The sequence below is a fragment of the Alteromonas sp. ABD4_190 genome (genome assembly GCF_056160105.1).
The window spans coordinates 74,210-91,672 of the sequence record NZ_JBSWWN010000002.1; the positions used below are offsets into that span (position 1 = coordinate 74,210).

11 protein-coding genes are annotated in these 17,463 nt (G+C 43.9%); 5 read left to right on the forward strand and 6 right to left on the reverse strand.

The window, feature by feature from the left end; all coding sequences use genetic code 11:
• Positions 1–54: 54 nt before the first annotated feature.
• From ACXAFM_RS17920 to ACXAFM_RS17930, 3 genes are read right to left on the reverse strand one after another with little or no spacing between them, the layout of a single operon-like run.
• A complete protein-coding gene (locus ACXAFM_RS17920; RefSeq protein ID WP_474835635.1) occupies positions 55–1,785 on the reverse strand; it encodes a dihydrolipoyllysine-residue acetyltransferase in 1,731 nt (576 codons plus the stop codon).
• 16 nt (positions 1,786–1,801) lie between these two features.
• On the reverse strand, positions 1,802–2,779 hold the full coding sequence (locus tag ACXAFM_RS17925; protein WP_061095031.1) for an alpha-ketoacid dehydrogenase subunit beta: 978 nt from the start codon (positions 2,777–2,779) through the stop codon (positions 1,802–1,804).
• Positions 2,779–3,966 carry a thiamine pyrophosphate-dependent dehydrogenase E1 component subunit alpha gene (locus ACXAFM_RS17930; protein ID WP_474835636.1) on the reverse strand — a complete coding sequence of 396 codons (1,188 nt, stop codon included), beginning with the start codon at positions 3,964–3,966 and terminating at the stop codon, positions 2,779–2,781. Before ACXAFM_RS17930 ends, ACXAFM_RS17925 begins: the two co-directional genes overlap by 1 nt.
• 518 nt (positions 3,967–4,484) lie before the next feature.
• On the opposite strand from ACXAFM_RS17930, the gene ACXAFM_RS17935 reads away from it, so the two are divergent.
• On the forward strand, positions 4,485–8,453 hold the full coding sequence (locus ACXAFM_RS17935) for a S8 family serine peptidase (protein ID WP_474835637.1): 3,969 nt from the start codon (positions 4,485–4,487) through the stop codon (positions 8,451–8,453).
• 42 nt (positions 8,454–8,495) lie between these two features.
• On the opposite strand, the gene rmuC is transcribed toward ACXAFM_RS17935, so the two are convergent.
• Both rmuC and ACXAFM_RS17945 read right to left on the reverse strand, forming a co-directional pair.
• On the reverse strand, positions 8,496–9,785 hold the full coding sequence (gene rmuC, locus ACXAFM_RS17940) for a DNA recombination protein RmuC (protein WP_474835852.1): 1,290 nt from the start codon (positions 9,783–9,785) through the stop codon (positions 8,496–8,498).
• Between the two features lie 270 nt (positions 9,786–10,055).
• Positions 10,056–11,585, reverse strand: coding sequence for a fumarate hydratase (locus tag ACXAFM_RS17945; protein ID WP_474835638.1), 1,530 nt, complete (start codon positions 11,583–11,585; stop codon positions 10,056–10,058).
• A 267-nt stretch (positions 11,586–11,852) separates the two neighbouring features.
• Here ACXAFM_RS17945 and pabB point away from each other — a divergent pair, with 267 nt between their 5' ends.
• From pabB to ACXAFM_RS17960, 3 genes are all read left to right on the forward strand, one after another.
• Complete coding sequence (gene pabB, locus ACXAFM_RS17950; RefSeq protein WP_474835853.1) at positions 11,853–13,289, forward strand: aminodeoxychorismate synthase component I; 1,437 nt, start codon at positions 11,853–11,855, stop codon at positions 13,287–13,289.
• A 103-nt stretch (positions 13,290–13,392) separates the two neighbouring features.
• Positions 13,393–13,965, forward strand: coding sequence for a CoA pyrophosphatase (locus tag ACXAFM_RS17955; protein ID WP_474835639.1), 573 nt, complete (start codon positions 13,393–13,395; stop codon positions 13,963–13,965).
• 153 nt (positions 13,966–14,118) lie between these two features.
• Positions 14,119–15,492 carry an L-serine ammonia-lyase gene (locus ACXAFM_RS17960; RefSeq protein ID WP_474835640.1) on the forward strand — a complete coding sequence of 458 codons (1,374 nt, stop codon included), beginning with the start codon at positions 14,119–14,121 and terminating at the stop codon, positions 15,490–15,492.
• Positions 15,493–15,573: 81 nt separating this feature from the next.
• Here the strand turns inward: ACXAFM_RS17960 and cysB are convergent, their stop codons facing one another.
• Entirely contained in the window at positions 15,574–16,548 is a 975-nt protein-coding gene (cysB, locus tag ACXAFM_RS17965; protein WP_118494818.1) for an HTH-type transcriptional regulator CysB, read from the reverse strand.
• Between the two features lie 210 nt (positions 16,549–16,758).
• Here cysB and ACXAFM_RS17970 point away from each other — a divergent pair, with 210 nt between their 5' ends.
• A complete protein-coding gene (locus tag ACXAFM_RS17970; protein ID WP_474835641.1) occupies positions 16,759–17,463 on the forward strand; it encodes a sensor histidine kinase in 705 nt (234 codons plus the stop codon).

Consider the following 17,463-nt stretch of genomic DNA (forward strand, 5'->3'; position numbering starts at 1 on the left):
TAATATTGGCCTCCTTCCTATTTCGCTACAGCACATAAAAATGCACTAAATAGATTATTTAAGGTGCATTAGCATTTTTTCTGGCTGGGTAAGATAACTCATCCATAAATTATTGAAGCGCACCATAGTTGCACCATCAATAATTCGGTGATCACCCGACCAATTAACTGCCATGATATGTTGTGCGCTAACACTACCCTCATCGTCAAAGCGAGGAAGTTTTTGTGTTTTACCTAACGCCACAATAGCGGCTTCCGGCTTGTTAATTACTGGCGTAGCAGTGATACCGCCGATAGCCCCAATGTTTGAGATACTGATAGTACCACCTTTTAAATGCTCACCGGCTACGCGCCCTGCTCTTGCTTGCTCAATGATTTCTTGCATTTGAACGGCAATATCTAGCAGTGAAAGGTCTTGTACCCTTTTAATGTTAGGCACAAGAAGCCCAATTTTGGAATCTACCGCAAAGCCAATATTGTGATCAGAATAGTAGCTAATCTCAGTGGCATCCTCATTGAGTTGACTGTTAATTACAGGGAACTCGGTAAGTGCCAACGACATTGCTTTTACAAAAAACGGCATAAAGCTTAATTTAACGTTGTTAGCCTCAAACTCAGGCTTAAGCAAGTTACGTAACGACATTAGGTTGTCCATCACTAACTCATCGCTTACAGTGAAGTGAGGAATTGTGTAGACCGACGCGGACATCTGCTTGGCCATTGCGGCCTGTATACCGCGCACTTTTTCCGTCTTAACACTGCCTTTAACTACAATATGTGCGCTATTTATATCGCCTTTTTGTGTGGTGGGCTCGTTTGACGAAGCAGTTGACGTATCTTGTGCCGACGCGCCACCATTTGTTTGTTGTAGATTCATTACGTCAGACTTAAGAATACGCCCTTTTTTACCAGAGCCTTTAACTGTAGACAGGTCGATATTCTTTTCTCTAGCAACACGTCTTACCGCAGGGCTCGCTAGCACTTTACCTTCTATAGCAATAGGTGGCTCGTATTCGCCGTCGCTGAATTTTGAAGGAGCAACTTGTGCTGATTGCTGACTTGAACCGTTTGTTTGCGTTTTCAGAGAACTTTGAGATGCAACGCTTGAAGCACTGTTGTTTACCGATGGTGATTCGTCATTAGTACCGCTAGTAATTGTGGCTTCACCGGCAACTTCTAGCGCAAACAATGCACTATGCACTTTGGCAATGTCGCCTTGGGCGTAATAAAGCCGATGCACGGTTCCTGCATTTTTGGCAGGAATTTCAACCACCGCTTTATCGGTCATCACTTCAACAACAGCTTCATCTTCTTCGATGTCGTCACCTTCAGCCACGTTCCATTTCACAATTTCACATTCAACAATACCTTCACCAATATCTGGCAATATAAAGTCTTCAATGTGCTTGCCGTTGGAATTACCTGAAGCTGATAAACGTCCTTGGTCGGCAGGTGTGTATTCAGGCCCTTCAGCGCTATCGTTTTCTTTTACACTCTGCGTATTTGCCTCAGTGCTTGTGTCGCTACTTGCACTTTCATCGTTCGCATCATCAGGCGTCATTGAAAATAGTGGTTCATGAACCTTAGCAATATCGCCAACTGCATAATGCAACTTGTTAACAATCCCAGCATGCATAGCTGGAATTTGAACGGTGGCTTTGTCGGTCATTACTTCAGCTACGGGCTGATCTTCTTCGATATGTTCACCTTCTGAAACTAACCATTCTAAAAGTTCACATTCAACAATACCTTCACCAATATCCGGTAAGATAAATTCAATTGTCATTTCATTGTCTCCCGGCTTAATAATGAAGCGTACGCTTGATAGCTTCGTATGTTTTGGTTTCGTCTGGCATGTATTCTTTTTCATGAGCCAATGGATACGGCGTATCTAAACCACAAACCCTCGCAATCGGCGCCTCAAGATATAGAAAACAACGCTCTTGAATGCTTGCTGCTATTTCACTTGCAAAACCGCCTGTTAATGGGGCTTCATGGTTGATAAGTAGACGACCTGTTTTCATGACAGATTGCATCACCGTTTCAACATCCCACGGAAGAATGCTACGCAAGTCGATAATTTCACAGGACACGCCATCTTCAAGGGCCATTTCTGCAGCTTTTTGCAAGATTTCTATCTGTGCCCCCCAACCTAGAAGCGTAATATCGCTACCTTCCTGCACAATATCCGCTTTGCCCAGCGGTAGCTCGTAATCTTCTTCTGGTACTTCTGATACGGAGGCACGGTAAAGTCGCTTAGGCTCCATAAACAATACGGGGTTTTTATCGCGAATTGACGCAAGTAATAAACCTTTTGCTTGGTATGGATCGCGAGGGATAACAATCTTGAGTCCTGGGCAGTGTGCAAAAAACGCTTCAGGTGATTGGCTATGGTAATGTCCGCCTGCGATCCCACCGCCGTATGGTGTGCGGATGGTTAATGTACCTACATCAAACTGTCCACCTGAACGATAACGCCACTTCGCTGTTTCGTTCACTATTTGATCAAAAGCTGGAAAGATGTAATCGCCGAACTGAATTTCTGCAACAGGAACCGAACCTTGCGAGGCTAAACCATTGGCAAAGCCAATAATGCCTTGTTCAGTGAGTGGCGTGTTGAAGCAACGGGCTTTACCAAATTTTTCTTGAAGGTGGCTCGTTGCCCGAAATACACCACCAAAGTGACCCACGTCTTCACCAAAGACCATTACTTTCTCATCTTCGGTCATGGCAGTGATGAGTGCATTATTAATTGCTTGTAGTAAGTTCATCTTGGCCATTATTTCACTCTCCCTGCGGTTTTAGGGTACATCTTTGGGTATTTCTTTATGTGTGCTTTTAGTTCGTTAAGTTGTTCTTTTAGGTGCCATGGCGCTGTGTCGTAAACGTCTTCTACTATATCGTCGATAGCACATACGTCTGTTTTCTCACAACTCTTCATCGCAGCTAATACGTCTTGTCTTGCTTTATCAACACGTTTTTGATTTTCAGCTGTATCAAACCACCCTTTGCTTTCTAGCCATTTTTCCATACGAGCGATAGGGTCTTTTGCACGCCATTTGTCTTCTTCTTCACGAGAGCGATAGCCTGTTGGGTCGTCTGATGTTGAGTGTGCAGCTAAGCGGTAAGTCATGGCTTCAATGAGCACAGGGCACTTTTCTTCAATGGCGATTCGGCGGGCTTCTTTAGTGGCGGCATAAATTGCTAACACATCGTTACCGTCAACACGGATAGTTTTGATACCGTAGCCTAAGCCACGAGACGCAATACCATCACCGGCAAATTGCTCTTCTGCGGGCGTTGATATGGCGTAACCATTGTTACGACAAAAGAAAATCACCGGGCAATTCAGTACAGCTGCCATATTTAAGCCAGCATGGAAATCGCCCTCTGAAGCTGCACCTTCACCAAAGTAGCAAATGGTCACCACGTCTTTACCCGACATTTTTTGTCCGTAAGCGTAGCCAGAAGCCTGGGGAATTTGTGTGCCTAACGGCGACGAAATAGTCATGAAGTTTAGGGGCTTGTCACCATAATGAATAGGCATTTGACGACCTTTGTTCGGGTCATCCTTATTGCTAAACATTTGGTTCATGAATTGTTCGGTCGTATAACCACGGTAGGCCAGCGCGCCCTGCTCACGATATTGAGACATAATCATGTCATCACTTGAAAGCGCTGCTGCGCTTGCTACTGATGCAGCTTCTTCACCAGTGCTGGCGAGATAGAAACTGATACGCCCCTGGCGTTGTGCACCAACCATGCGTTCGTCCAACACACGGATATAATGCATCGTGTTAAATATTTTTAATGCTTCATCTTTATCAAGTTCAGGCTCTACCGCTTTTTCGATAAGTTCGCCGTCTGCTGACAAAATTTGAAGCATTGGGATATCGACAACCCCTTTAGTGATGATTTCGACCTTATTTGTTGTTTTTACTTCGGCCAAATGATTTCTGTCTTTCACGTTTGTTCCCCTTAAATATGAGGGTTAATAGCGACTTAAAAAGATTTAAAATATGCTAGATGAGAAAACGCAGGAGCGTCTTACTTATTCAAAGGTAAATATTCAGATGTATGAGATAGGTATACTCAATTAACTACATTCAGAAGGATAGCTGTCCTAACAAAGTAAAAATTGTGTAAATATTATGATAACGCCGTAGGATAAAGCTTTTGCAATACGCGTTTTATTTAACGTAACGCTACAGATAGACGATGCTTTTTTATGTAATTTAATTACAGCTCAATGCGAAACTTCGACATTATTTCAGCCAATTATTCTAGCTTTATTTCATATTTAGCTTACACCTAAATGTAACAAAATATGTAAATTGTGTATTTCTGAAATACACATTACATAACCTCAAAAAGTGTGCTAACAATTAATGTGTCATGACGATCAATGGATATTAAAAAGGCAAGTGACCTTTAGAGCGTTACATAGATCGTCAGACCCAGGGAACTATTCACACGAGAATAATTATGAAAAAAACAATTATCAGTACGGTAGTCGCAACCGCACTTGCAGGCTCTGCATTTGGCGCGTTCGCACTAACAAATCAAATCTCCGGCCACAGCGTTGAACAACAAAACGCAATCGAGGCCTCATTCGACAAGAAAAACATACTTGCTAATGCTATCCAGGTAAACAGCGATAGTGTTCGTGTAATCATTCAGCTAAACGATGCGCCGATGGCGCAGTTCAGCGGAGTAAACCCCAGTGTTAGCAGCATGGCTGCGCACAAGGGACAAAAGGTTAACTTTGAATCTAATGCAGCGAAGGAATATAAATCATTCCTAGAGGCACAACAGCAATCTGTTATTCAATCGATCAAAGCTTTTGACAAGTCTTTTAAAGCAGATCTTTCTTATACTGCAGCATTTAACGGTTTTGCAGGTATCGTTTCTAAGAGTGCATTAGATAAGTTATCTAGCCTTTCAACAGTGAAGGCGGTATACCCTGACGTTATCCATCACGCACAAATGGATGCTAGTCTCGACCTGATCGGTGCAGTTGAGACTTGGGAGCAATTTGGCGGTAAAGAAAGTGCTGGTGCTGGTGTTAAAGTGGCCATCATCGATAGTGGTATCCGCCCAGAAAACCCACTGTTTAGCGGTGAGAATTTCGAAGCGCCTGCTGCTGATACGCTACCTACTGACGATTACTGTTCAGAAGACCCTGACTTCTGTAACAACAAACTAATCGTGGCACGTGCAGCCGACATCGTAGAAGGTTTTGCTGTTGTTGAAGAAGAATATGAAAGCCCGCTAGGTTTTAACGGTCACGGTACGCACGTTGCTGGTACTGCCGTTGGTAACTTTGGCGTTATGGCTGAACGTGATGGTGCTGAAGCGGAAATTTCAGGTGTTGCTCCTGCGGCGTATCTTATGGCTTATAAAGGCCTTTATGCCACACCGGCAAACCCTGCTTCTTCTAGCGGTGCTTCTTCAATGTTGCTTTCTATGCTGGAAGCAGCGCTAACAGACGGCGCTGATGTTGTTAATAACTCTTGGGGCGGCGGCGCTGGCGGTAACCCTAACGGTTCTGTATACGAAGATGTACTTGAAGCCATGCACGATGCTGGCGTAGTAACCGTATTTGCAGCGGGTAACGATGGTCCGGGTGAGGGAACTATAGGTTGCCCTGGTTGTTCTGAAGACGTTATTACTGTAGCTGCGACAACAACAGATCGCTTATTTGCTAACGAGTTGACAATTGAAGGTGACACTTCAATCGGTACTATCCCTGCGCTCTACTCTGTTGGTAACCCTGATATCGTTTTTGATACGGCTTTAACTGCACCTGTTGTTTATGCTGGTGAAGTTGCAGAGGCAAACGTTGAAGGCTGTGAAGAGTTTGCTGCCGGTGCGTTTGACGGTGCTATTGCACTTATCAGCCGTGGTACATGTGGATTCGTAACAAAAATTGAAAATGCTGAAGCTGCAGGTGCGGTTGCGGTTGTAATTCATAACGTTGATGGTCGCGGCGAAGCTCCTATCTTAATGGGCGGTCTTAGCCCAGATCAGACAGTTCCTTCATTCATGGTACCTGCAACGCCGGGTCAAGAGTTAGCAACCCTAGTATCAGGTACCGAGGAAGCGGTAAACATTACCATTGGTGCTGAAGTAGTTCGCGTCGTTTCTGAAAGCTTAGCAGATATTATGGCTGACTTTAGCTCACGTGGTCCAAACGGCGATCCTACTTTCCTTAAGCCGAACATTGCTGCACCGGGTGTGAGAATTTTCTCTGGTGAATCTCCAGATGCTCCTAATCATGAAGGTGAGAACTTCTCGTTTAAAGGTGGTACGTCAATGGCGTCTCCACACGTAGCTGGCGCAGCGGCTCTACTTAAACAAATGCACCCAGATTGGACTGCACAACAAATTAAGAGTGCCCTTGTAACTTCTTCTATCCGTGATGTACTTAAAGAAGATGCAGCTACTCAAGCAGACAACTTTGACATGGGTGCAGGTCGTCTAGATCTTCCTCGTGCTACTAGTGTTGAACTTACTTATAGCGACTTAAGCCTAGTAGATGGTAACTGTTATCTGAATTGTGAAATGTCTATAACGGTAACAAATACAAGCGACGAAGATGTGACTGTTGATGCAACGGCAATGTTTAACGACCCTGCAATTGTAGCAACCGTTACACCACAAATGGCTACCCTAGCAGCAGGTGCTTCAGCTGAGATTATGGTTGCAGTAGACGTTACTACAGCCTCTACAGGCTCATGGTCTTTCGGTGGCATCAACTGGGCAGATACAGACGATACTACGACGGATTACTTTATCCCTGTAGCGGTTTATCCAATTAGCAGCGATGAGCCTTCTCTATTTGATAGTGACGTAAGTAATCAATTCGCAGCTGAAGGTGAACTAGTCGTTACTGAAGCATTTGCTACTAACACTGACGTTACTGGTATGATTAGTATTTCTGGTGAAATTGATCACAAATACGACATCAACCCGTCAACGATTTCTGCTGTTAAAAACGGTAACCAAGAACCTGTAAGCTACGACGCTGAATCAGGCACGGTATATTGGGAAGGTGCGCTTAATACTGCGTCATTCTCAATGAATGCAGACACCACAATTGGCGACCTACTTGAAGGCTTCGGCTTAGGTAGATACGTTCCTATGGCTTCAATAGGCGTTGAGCCGCTTGTGTGTTCTGGTGCGTGTGATGATGCGTCTATCGAAATTAGCTTACCGCGTACTATCACCTATCTAGGTGCTGAGTACACTACCATGCAGATTTCTTCGAATGGTTTTGTTTCACTAGGCACAAGTTCAGGAAACATTACTACTCCGTTTGCAGAAGTACTTCCTAGTTTAAGTGAGCCGAATAACGTTGTTGCTCCATATTGGACCGACTTGGATTTAGCTGGCGGTGGTGCTGGTACGGGTAGTATTTATGCGGTAAGCCTGACAACCGGTCACTTCGTTGTTGAGTGGGAAAATGCTCAGATTTGGAATGAAGACGGTACAAGCTTTAACTTCCAGCTATGGTTTGAGTACGAAACAGGTAACGTGAACTTTGTTTACGGTCCAATGGACACGCCAGTGTATGCAACTGTTGTTGGTGCAGAGAATTCATCTGGTAGTGTTGGTACTACCCTTGCCTCACTAACGTCAGCAGGCCTTCAGGGCACGCTTCCAGTTGAAGGTGATGAGTTCGTACTAACGGCTAATGCAGGCGATGAAGTAACAATCAGTTACGCAGGTACTGTAGTTCCTTCAAGCGAGTATATGGACGATATGCTCTCAGTTAACGAAGATGCGTCGGTAACGGCCAACATTCTTGCTAATGAAATGGATAGCACCATCATTAACACGTTTACTATGGAATCGCTTTCAGGAGACTTCCGTACGTTTACGCCTATTACTATCGATAAAGCCCCACTTGACCCGTCAACTGTTACAGTCACTACTGAAGCAGCGAACGGTACAGTGATGGTTAACGATGATGGTACGGTAACCTACACGCCAAATGCAGACTTCTTCGGTGAAGACTCATTTACCTATACAGTTCAGGTTGAGGGCACCACTACCGACGCAGGTGAAGTTGTTGAAGGCGACATCATTGGCGAAGGTACGGTAATGGTTGCAGTTGCAGGCGTGCAAGATGCACCTGTACTTTCAATCTCTGCACCATCCAGCGTAGATGAAGGTGAGTCGTTCACTGTAACTGCATCAGCCACTGACGCAGACGGCGACGACGTTACCATCACTATTGACGGTGTTGAAACTACGTCGTTTACTGGCACGGCACCAAGCCACGAGCAAGCTAATCGTGTAACGGTTCAGGTAACAGCAACTGACGGTATCGATACAACAACAGACAGCGTAACTATTAATGTTAACGATAAGTCTGGTGGCTCTATGGGTTGGATTGCACTGCTACTAGCACCTGCAGTTTACCTACGTAGACGTATGAAACGTTCATAACGTTCTCGTCATAAGCAAAAAAGGCCGCAATCGCGGCCTTTTTTAATCGTCGTTAGAAAGTTGCTGTAAGTGCTGAGACATCCGTTTACTTGGTTGAACCCCTAGCTCACGAAATTTCTCAATTTGCCTAACGATATTCCCTCGCCCGCTAGTTAATTTATTCATGGCTTGCTCATAACTTGCGTGAGCGCTATCCATAGACTTTCCTACCTTTTCCATGTCAACGACAAAGCCAACAAACTTGTCGTAAAGCTTTGCCGCTTGGTCCGCAATTAGCTGGGCATTTTGATTTTGGTATTCATATTGCCAAATATTGTTAATGGTTCTTAATGCAACCAGTAAATTTGTAGGGCTTACCAACATGATGTTGTGATTTAGCGCCATGGTGACTAATTCGGGCTCTTCTTCAACTGCGATAAGAAATGCTGGCTCTATGGGGATAAACAGCAAAACGTAATCCAGTGTTTTGATGCCTTGTAAGGTTTGATAGTCTTTTGCGCCAAGGCCCTTAATATGGCCTTTTATGGATGCTACATGTTGACTTAAATATTGCGCCTTCTCGGTTTCATTGTCGCAATTGTAATAACGCTCATAGGCGGCAAGACTTACTTTTGAGTCAATAATTACATCTTTATCGTTGGGCAAATGAACGACGACGTCTGGTTGGAAACGCTTGCCCTGATCTGATGTCGCAGACATTTGAGTTTCAAATTCATGCCCTTCGCGTAAACCCGACTCTTTCAAAATACGCTCCAGAACTACCTCGCCCCAGTTTCCTTGTTTTTTATTATCACCTTTAAGTGCACTGGTGAGTGCAGCTGCTTCTTCTGTTATTTTTTGATTTAAAGCTTTTAAGCCTAATATTTCTGTCTTAAGTGACGCTCGCTCCTGGCCTTCGCGTATATGCTGCTCTGAAATTTGGCGTTTGAAGCCATCTAATTCATTTTTGAACGGTGCCAGCACAGCCTCAATGTTGTGTTTGGTTTGTTGGGTGTAGCGCTGCTGTTTCTCTTCAAAAATACGGTTTGCTAAGTTCTCAAACTGAGTTTGCAGCCGTTGTTCAGATGCATTCATAGCAGCTAATTTATCTTCATGTGCCGTATGCAGCGCTTGAATTCTGGCCTGGTGAGCCTCGTTTTGTGCCTGAAGTTTTGCGTTAGCCACCCTCTCGCTGCTCAATTCATTTTGCAACTTGTCACAATGCTGTGAAGATTGAAAAAGCTTCGCCGAGATATTTTGGCTGCGGATGAAAGAATAGAGAGCTAATAGACAAACACTAATAAAAGCAATTAAGAAAGCGATGGGTTCGCTTGAGATAAGGTTGGTAATCATAGTGCGCATTCATACTGTTATTTTGTACAGCACTATAAACAAAATAAGGAAAATATACCAACTTACAAAGATATAAACGGCATGTCTCTGCTTCGTGGTGGTCTTTTACACGAGTTATGTTCTGTATATCGGTATTAAAAAACGGGCGTGGACACGCCCGTTTATCGAATAGATTGAAGCATTTAAATAAGTTTTGGTAACCCAAACAAACCCACTATGTGGCGATCTTTGTGTTTGCTAACGTTAATTTAAAAGCGACAGTGTCACTGACTATTTAGAAAGAGACTCGTCAAGCTCTTCTATTTTAGCTTTCCAAATAGCTGGGCCATTCTTATGTGCATTGGCACCCGTGCTGTCTACAGCAACGGTTACCGGCATGTCTTCTACGTCAAACTCGTAAATTGCTTCCATACCTAAATCTTCAAATGCCACAACGCGTGAATTCTTAATCGCTTTCGATACCAGATAAGCTGCTCCGCCTACGGCCATAAGATACACAGCTTTGTGTTTTGCAATGGAGTCAACCGTTGCTGGGCCACGCTCTGCTTTCCCAATCATGCCGATAAGACCTGTTTGTTCAAGCATCATGTCTGTGAACTTATCCATACGCGTCGCTGTGGTAGGGCCAGCCGGACCCACTACTTCGTCACCTACAGCGTCAACCGGACCCACGTAATAGATAAAGCGATTGGTTAGGTCAACACCTTCTGGAAGGCCTTCACCATTTTCCATCATGGTTTGAATGCGTTTATGTGCGGCATCACGACCTGTTAGCATTTTACCCGATAGTAGTACGGTTTCGCCTACTTTCCACTCTTGAATGTCTTCTTTGGTCACTTCATCAAGGTTTACGCGGCGGGTGTTTTCACTCACTTCCCACGTTACTTCTGGCCAATCTTCAAGCTTCGGCGGCGTTAGTTCTGCTGGACCTGAACCATCTAAGTAAAAGTGTGCGTGACGTGTAGCGGCACAGTTAGGGATCATAGCCACTGGTTTAGATGCAGCATGTGTAGGCAGAGACTTAATTTTTACGTCAACAACGGTCGTCAAACCGCCTAAGCCCTGTGCGCCGATACCTAATTTGTTAACTCGGTCAAAAATTTCTAAGCGTAGTTTTTCGTCAGTAGTTTGAGGGCCACGTTCAATAAGCTCTTGAATATCTACTGGGTCCATAAGGCTTTCTTTAGCAAGTACTGCAGCTTTTTCAGCGGTACCGCCAATGCCTATACCCAACATACCAGGAGGACACCATCCCGCCCCCATTGTAGGCAGTGTTTTAACAACCCAATCAGCAATATCATCGCTTGGGTTTAGCATTACCATTTTAGATTTATTCTCTGAACCGCCACCTTTTGCTGCGATCATAACTTCAATCTTTTCACCCACAACCATGTCGATGTGAACAACAGATGGCGTGTTATCTTTCGTGTTTTTACGCGCGCCGGCTGGGTCAGCGACGATAGATGCACGAAGCGGGTTGTCAGGATTGAGATAAGCGCGGCGTGTACCTTCATCGACCATTTCTTGAACGGTCATGTCAGTTTTGTCCCATGTTACGCCCATACCCACTTTAACGAAGCAGGTTACAATCCCAGTGTCTTGACACAATGGGCGCTTTCCTTCGGCCGACATACGCGAGTTAATAAGAATTTGGGCCATTGCATCTTTCGCGGCTTGGCTCTTCTCTTTGTTGTACGCTTCTTCTACGGCCTTTACATAGTCGAGTGGGTGATAGTAAGAAATAAACTGCAGGGCATCTTCAATGCTGTCAATGAAGTCTTGTTGACGGATAACGGTCATGACATCCTCTTTTTATTTGGCTTTCGTGGTCTTAGCTAGCTAAAAAAGCGTATACTAGCGCATCTCAAGACATCGCACCATGCAAAACCATGTGCTTGGGGCTAATTCCAGATATTTTTACGCGCTATATTAGTTATACGCATTAGAAAGCGTTGTAATAGCGACAAGAAAAACGCTTGCTCGCAAGTGTCAGTTACAAATTGAAGGTCGCTCTTTTCTGCTTTAAAGCACTCGACGGCCTAGATGAAAAGAAGTACAGAAAAACCTATGCCACACGCAGATACTATCATTGTTCATGTCACCCGTTTTACTCAACAGGAGTTAGCCAACGAATTTGCGCTAGACTGCAATAACACTGCAGTTTTCAATAGATTATTTGAACAAATATCTGCACAGCCCTACGCTATTTTATTCGATACTTCAGGCTCTTCTAAGAGCGATGGCCGATTTAATATAATGGCCTTTTCACCTACCGCTGTTATTGAGGCGAAAGGTGAACAAACAGAACTAATCGATTTACACACCTCTTCACGCCAGCGTCTTAACATGCGGCCTTTCGAAGCGGTTCGAGCGCATTTGCATGCCAAAGTAGAATCTATAGAAGTAAAGGCTACTTTTGACACTACCCACTTACCTTTCATTGTTGGTGTAGCGGGAATGGCTGGATATGACACAGGTCGATTTTATGAAACATTACCCAGTATGGCTCAAAACGACTACATTACACCTGATTTCACTGTTGGCTTGTATCAGAACTCACTTATTGAAGACACTCATACCGGATATATCTACTTTTGCAGCGCAGATAATCGTTCGATGTCGCAAGTATTCAAGTCGTTAAAGCAAGTAGCAACATCTAAGGATTTTAAGCTCACATCGTCCTTTGAATCTAATCTATCGAAAGACGCCTACGAAACATGTTTAGGTAAAATCAACGCTTACCTTCGTGCAGGCGACTGCTATCAGGTAAATATGGCACAGCGATTTAGTGCGGAGTTTGAAGGAAGCATGTGGCAGGCATATTGCGAGTTACGTAATCAGAATCAAGCGCCCTTTTCTGCCTATTACAACCTTCCACAAGGCTGTATAGCGTCTATTTCACCTGAACGTTTTTTACGTGTGAAAAACAAGGTTGTAGAAACTAAGCCCATTAAGGGCACTCGCCCTCGCTTTGACGATATTGAAAAAGATAAAGCCAGTGCACAGCGTTTGCTTAACGCCGAAAAGGATCGTGCCGAAAACCTTATGATTGTGGACCTGCTTCGTAACGATGTTTCAAAACACTGCAAGCCCCACACAGTAAAAGTCCCCTCACTCTTTGCACTTGAAAGTTATGAAGCCGTGCACCACCTAGTTAGTACCGTAACAGGCGAATTAAACGACGCGTCGTCGCCTTTGGCGCTTTTAGCATCTGCGTTCCCAGGCGGTTCAATTACCGGTGCACCTAAGATACGCGCTATGGAAGTGATAGATGAACTAGAACCCCATCGTCGCCATATATATTGTGGCAGCGTGTTTTATATGGGGTACCGAGAAGATATGGATTCAAGTATCTGTATACGCACGGTGTTAGCTGAGAATAATAGATTACATTGCTGGGCAGGCGGTGGTATCGTGCTAGATTCTGTACCAAGTGAAGAATATCAGGAAACACTTGATAAGGTATCAAAAATACTGCCAGTGCTAGCAATGATGAATCAGTAACAGAACAGTTTTATGCGCTCTAACGGCAAGCTTAATATCTGGCTTTTGACCTGCCCTAGTTTGTAACTTGCGTTGGATTGTGACTTATAAATAATAAGTATCTATGAAGAAAAGCGAATTTCTATCACAATTTCATCACTTAAGGCTGACTCACACTGAGCCTGACTTTCCTCTAAAGAAAACGGGGCGGCCTGCGGCGGTGTTAATTCCTTTGATAGATTATGGAAGTTCGCTACAGCTATTGCTAACTGAACGTGCACATCATCTGAAACATCACCCCGGCCAAATCAGCTTTCCGGGTGGAGCGGTGGATGAAACCGACAATTCTTTTTTTGCCGCTGCGCTTCGCGAAGCAGAAGAAGAAGTTGGCCTTCCGTCTACTCACGTAGATGTTATTGGCATGCTGCCAAAATATAGAACAATCAGTGGCTATGAAATAGCCCCTGTTGTGGGCTTTGTAAACCCAGACTTCACACCTGTTATCGATAAAAATGAAGTAGAGAGCGCTTTCGAAGTCCCGCTTGCTCATGTGTTAGATAGAAAGAACCACCTGGTCCATAATACTCACCGAAATAACAAAACTTTTCCTATATACTTTATTCCTTGGCAGCACCGTATGATTTGGGGCGCAACAGCTGCTATGCTCCGAAACCTTTCGCACCATATTCACCCCTGATAGCGAAAGTTAGGCGCCTTTATCTAAAGCGCTATAAATTAAACTTTACAGCCTATTAGCAAAACTAATCTCACTATTAGCATTTCTGTATTGAGCTTTTAACGTAGTAGATGCATGATCTTAATATTACTTAGTTTTAATTAATGAATATTTATGATCAGTGTATTCGATATGTTCAGTGTGGGTATTGGCCCATCAAGTTCGCACACAGTAGGACCGATGAAAGCAGGTGCCGAGTTCGTTTCTGAACTTGCACAAGATACTGCGCTTTTCGATTCAGTTGATAGCGTAAAAGTTGAGCTATTTGGGTCACTAGGTCAAACTGGCATCGGACACGGTACCGGGAAAGCTGTCATCCTAGGTTTGTTAGGCGAAATTCCCGACTTAGTGGATGTTGATACTATTGACAGCAAACTCGAGGATATTCGTAATTCCGAACTACTTTGTCTCAATGGCCAGAAGCAGGTCCACTTCCCGAATAAAAATGCGATTGTATTTCATCGCCGTAAGACACTGCCCAAACATGCTAATGCACTGACGTTTTACGCTTACTCAAAAGATGAGCTGGTTAAAGAGCAAACCTATTACAGCATCGGTGGCGGCTTTATTATCAAAGACGAAGATTTTGACGCAACTAAAGCGCATGCCGCCAGCCTTCAAGCTTCGGTGCCCTTCCCTTTTAAAACCGCTGAAGAATTACTTACGCTGTGTAAGAACAACGGTTTAAGTATTAGCTCTTTAATGCTTCGTAACGAAACGACTTTTAGGCCGAAACATGAAGTAAAACAGCAGTTACATCATATTTGGCTAGTGATGAAGGCTTGTATCCAACGCGGTATTGAGAGCGAAGGCATACTGCCTGGTGGCTTAAAGGTAGTACGTCGCGCACCTGGGCTTTATCGTCGCCTTCAAACCGAGCATACGAACGATCCTATGCAAACTATGGATTGGGTGAACCTTTTTGCTTTGGCAGTAAACGAAGAAAATGCTGCGGGAGGGCGTGTTGTAACCGCGCCTACAAACGGTGCCGCTGGTATTATCCCCGCCGTACTTCAATACGTAGATAAATTTATTCGACCTGTTGATGAAGAAGTAGCAAACCGCTTTCTTCTCACCGCTGGAGCCATTGGCATACTTTACAAAGAGAACGCATCTATCTCTGGCGCTGAAGTAGGTTGCCAAGGAGAAGTGGGTGTTGCATGCTCAATGGCTGCAGGCGCCCTTGCCGAGATAATGGGCGGGACAGCGGCATCCGTAGAAAATGCTGCAGAAATCGGCATGGAACACAACCTTGGATTAACCTGTGATCCTGTAGGTGGCCTGGTGCAAGTTCCATGTATTGAGCGTAACGCCATGGGTGCAATAAAAGCAATAAATGCTTCTCGCCTTGCGCTTCGAGGCACCGGTGAGCAAAAAGTGTCGTTAGACAAGGTGATTAAAACCATGCGAGACACGGGTAATGATATGAAAACTAAATATAAAGAAACAGCCAGAGGCGGTCTCGCGGTAAATATCATCGAGTGTTAATCGTAAGCCCACCGTCAACATAGATTGAAAACAAAAAAGGGGCGACAGCCCCTTTTTCATTTATGCTCGTTTTTCACGCCGTCACTTTACTGGTAACGTTACGCCTTTGAACATTTTTTCAACTTCTTCATTATTTTTAAGCATCATGGCTTTTTCGACTTTGTCTTTAGTAAGGTGAGGCGCGAAACGTTCAATGAAGTCGTACATGTAACTTCTAAGGAATGACCCTTTTCTAAAGCCAATCTTTGTCGTGCTGTAATCAAACAAGTGGCTTGCGTCTATTTTTACTAAGTCATCGTCTAATTCTTCGCTCACGGCCATTGAGGCTATCACACCAATACCTACCCCTAAGCGCACGTAAGTTTTAATCACGTCGGCATCTGTAGCCGTGAAAACAATTTTTGGTGTTAACCCTGCTCTTTCGAAAGCCTGATCTAATTCCGAGCGCCCTGTAAACCCAAACACATATGTCACTAACGGATACTTTGCAATATCTGAGATATCTATCGTGCCTTTTTTGGAAAGTGGATGGTCTTTATTTACAATGACGCTTCGATTCCAATGATAACAAGGCAACATAACTAAATCGTTGTACAAGTGAAGCGCTTCAGTAGCGATAGCGAAGTCAGCTTCACCCTTGGCGGCTAGGTCACTAATTTGAGAAGGCGTACCTTGATGCATGTGTAATGACACCTTGGGGTACTTTGTCATAAAACCTTGGATCACGTCTGGTAACGCATAGCGTGCCTGAGTGTGGGTGGTAGCTATATTCAGCTTGCCTTGGTCGGGAAGTGTATGTTCTCTTGCGACGGCTTTAATGCTTTCCACTTTAGCAAGAATCTCGCGAGCAATGTTGATAACATCATTACCCGCGTCTGTTACGTGAGTAAGGTGCTTACCGCTACGGCCAAAAATTTGAACGCCTAATTCGTCCTCTAGCATACGCACTTGCTTGCTAATACCTGGCTGTGAGGTATACAAACTTTCTGCCGTTGCAGACACATTCAAATTATTATTGAGAACTTCTACGATATACCGTAGTTGCTGTAGCTTCATATTTTACACCGTATTATGGGATCGACTGACACTTTACTCCCTCCGTTATAACCAAAACTACGGTTTTTTACTAGTTGCTATTACAAAATTAGCATTATAAAGTTGAATTTAATTCATTTTTTTACAAATTTACGCGTAATTTGCCCTTCATTTTCAAATCTCTTCTACAGTATGTTTAGGGTTAAAAAGTCGCACGGCGTTTAATAGATAATGAGCAGTAGAAAACAAGTTACATCTTCAATCGATTTTTCATCTGTATTGGCTGCTGCTGTACACGATATGAAGAATTCACTATTTCTTTTAATTCAATCTATTGAAACATTAAGCGATTCGCTTTCACCGCAAAACACTGAAGCAAGAGAACAAGTAGCAAGTGTCCATTATGAAGCATCAAGGCTAAACACGAATCTTGTACAGATACTCTCTTTATATCGAGCAGAATTAGAAAGCCTGCCTATTACTGTTGATGAAAGTTTTGTCAAAGATTTAGTTGAGGATGTTGTCGGCTCCAACGCACTCTACGTCTCTCAGAAAAATATCGAAATTACTGTCGATGCTGAAGAGGACCTCAGTTGGTATTTAGACAGTGAGCTAATTTATTTGCTCTTAAACGATGTGATTATAAATGCAATGCGCTATGGCACGTCGAAGATACTTGTTTCAGCCCGTATTGATGAAGATGAGTTTATGACTTTAAGGGTTGAAGATGATGGGAGTGGATACCCCGAAGCAATGTTGTCTAAAAGCCACGACGCGCTATGTGACTTTGAATTAAGTCAAGGAAGGACGGGGCTAGGGCTGTTTTTTGCTAAACTCATTGCAAGCGCGCATTCTCAAGGCGACAGAAAGGGAACAATAAGCCTTTCTAATGGGGGAAGTTTAGGCGGGAGTGTATTTGAAGTAAAAATACCGTAA

Bases quoted from the DNA above. Each gene is read 5' to 3' on its own strand.
- ACXAFM_RS17920 (WP_474835635.1), bottom strand. From the start codon at position 1,785: ATGACAATTGAATTTATCTTACCGGATATTGGTGAAGGTATTGTTGAA.
- ACXAFM_RS17925 (WP_061095031.1), bottom strand. From the start codon at position 2,779: ATGGCCAAGATGAACTTACTACAAGCAATTAATAATGCACTCATCACT.
- ACXAFM_RS17935 (WP_474835637.1), top strand. From the start codon at position 4,485: ATGAAAAAAACAATTATCAGTACGGTAGTCGCAACCGCACTTGCAGGC.
- rmuC (WP_474835852.1), bottom strand. From the start codon at position 9,785: ATGATTACCAACCTTATCTCAAGCGAACCCATCGCTTTCTTAATTGCT.
- ACXAFM_RS17945 (WP_474835638.1), bottom strand. From the start codon at position 11,585: ATGACCGTTATCCGTCAACAAGACTTCATTGACAGCATTGAAGATGCC.
- pabB (WP_474835853.1), top strand. From the start codon at position 11,853: ATGCCACACGCAGATACTATCATTGTTCATGTCACCCGTTTTACTCAA.
- ACXAFM_RS17955 (WP_474835639.1), top strand. From the start codon at position 13,393: ATGAAGAAAAGCGAATTTCTATCACAATTTCATCACTTAAGGCTGACT.
- ACXAFM_RS17960 (WP_474835640.1), top strand. From the start codon at position 14,119: ATGATCAGTGTATTCGATATGTTCAGTGTGGGTATTGGCCCATCAAGT.
- cysB (WP_118494818.1), bottom strand. From the start codon at position 16,548: ATGAAGCTACAGCAACTACGGTATATCGTAGAAGTTCTCAATAATAAT.
- ACXAFM_RS17970 (WP_474835641.1), top strand. From the start codon at position 16,759: ATGAGCAGTAGAAAACAAGTTACATCTTCAATCGATTTTTCATCTGTA.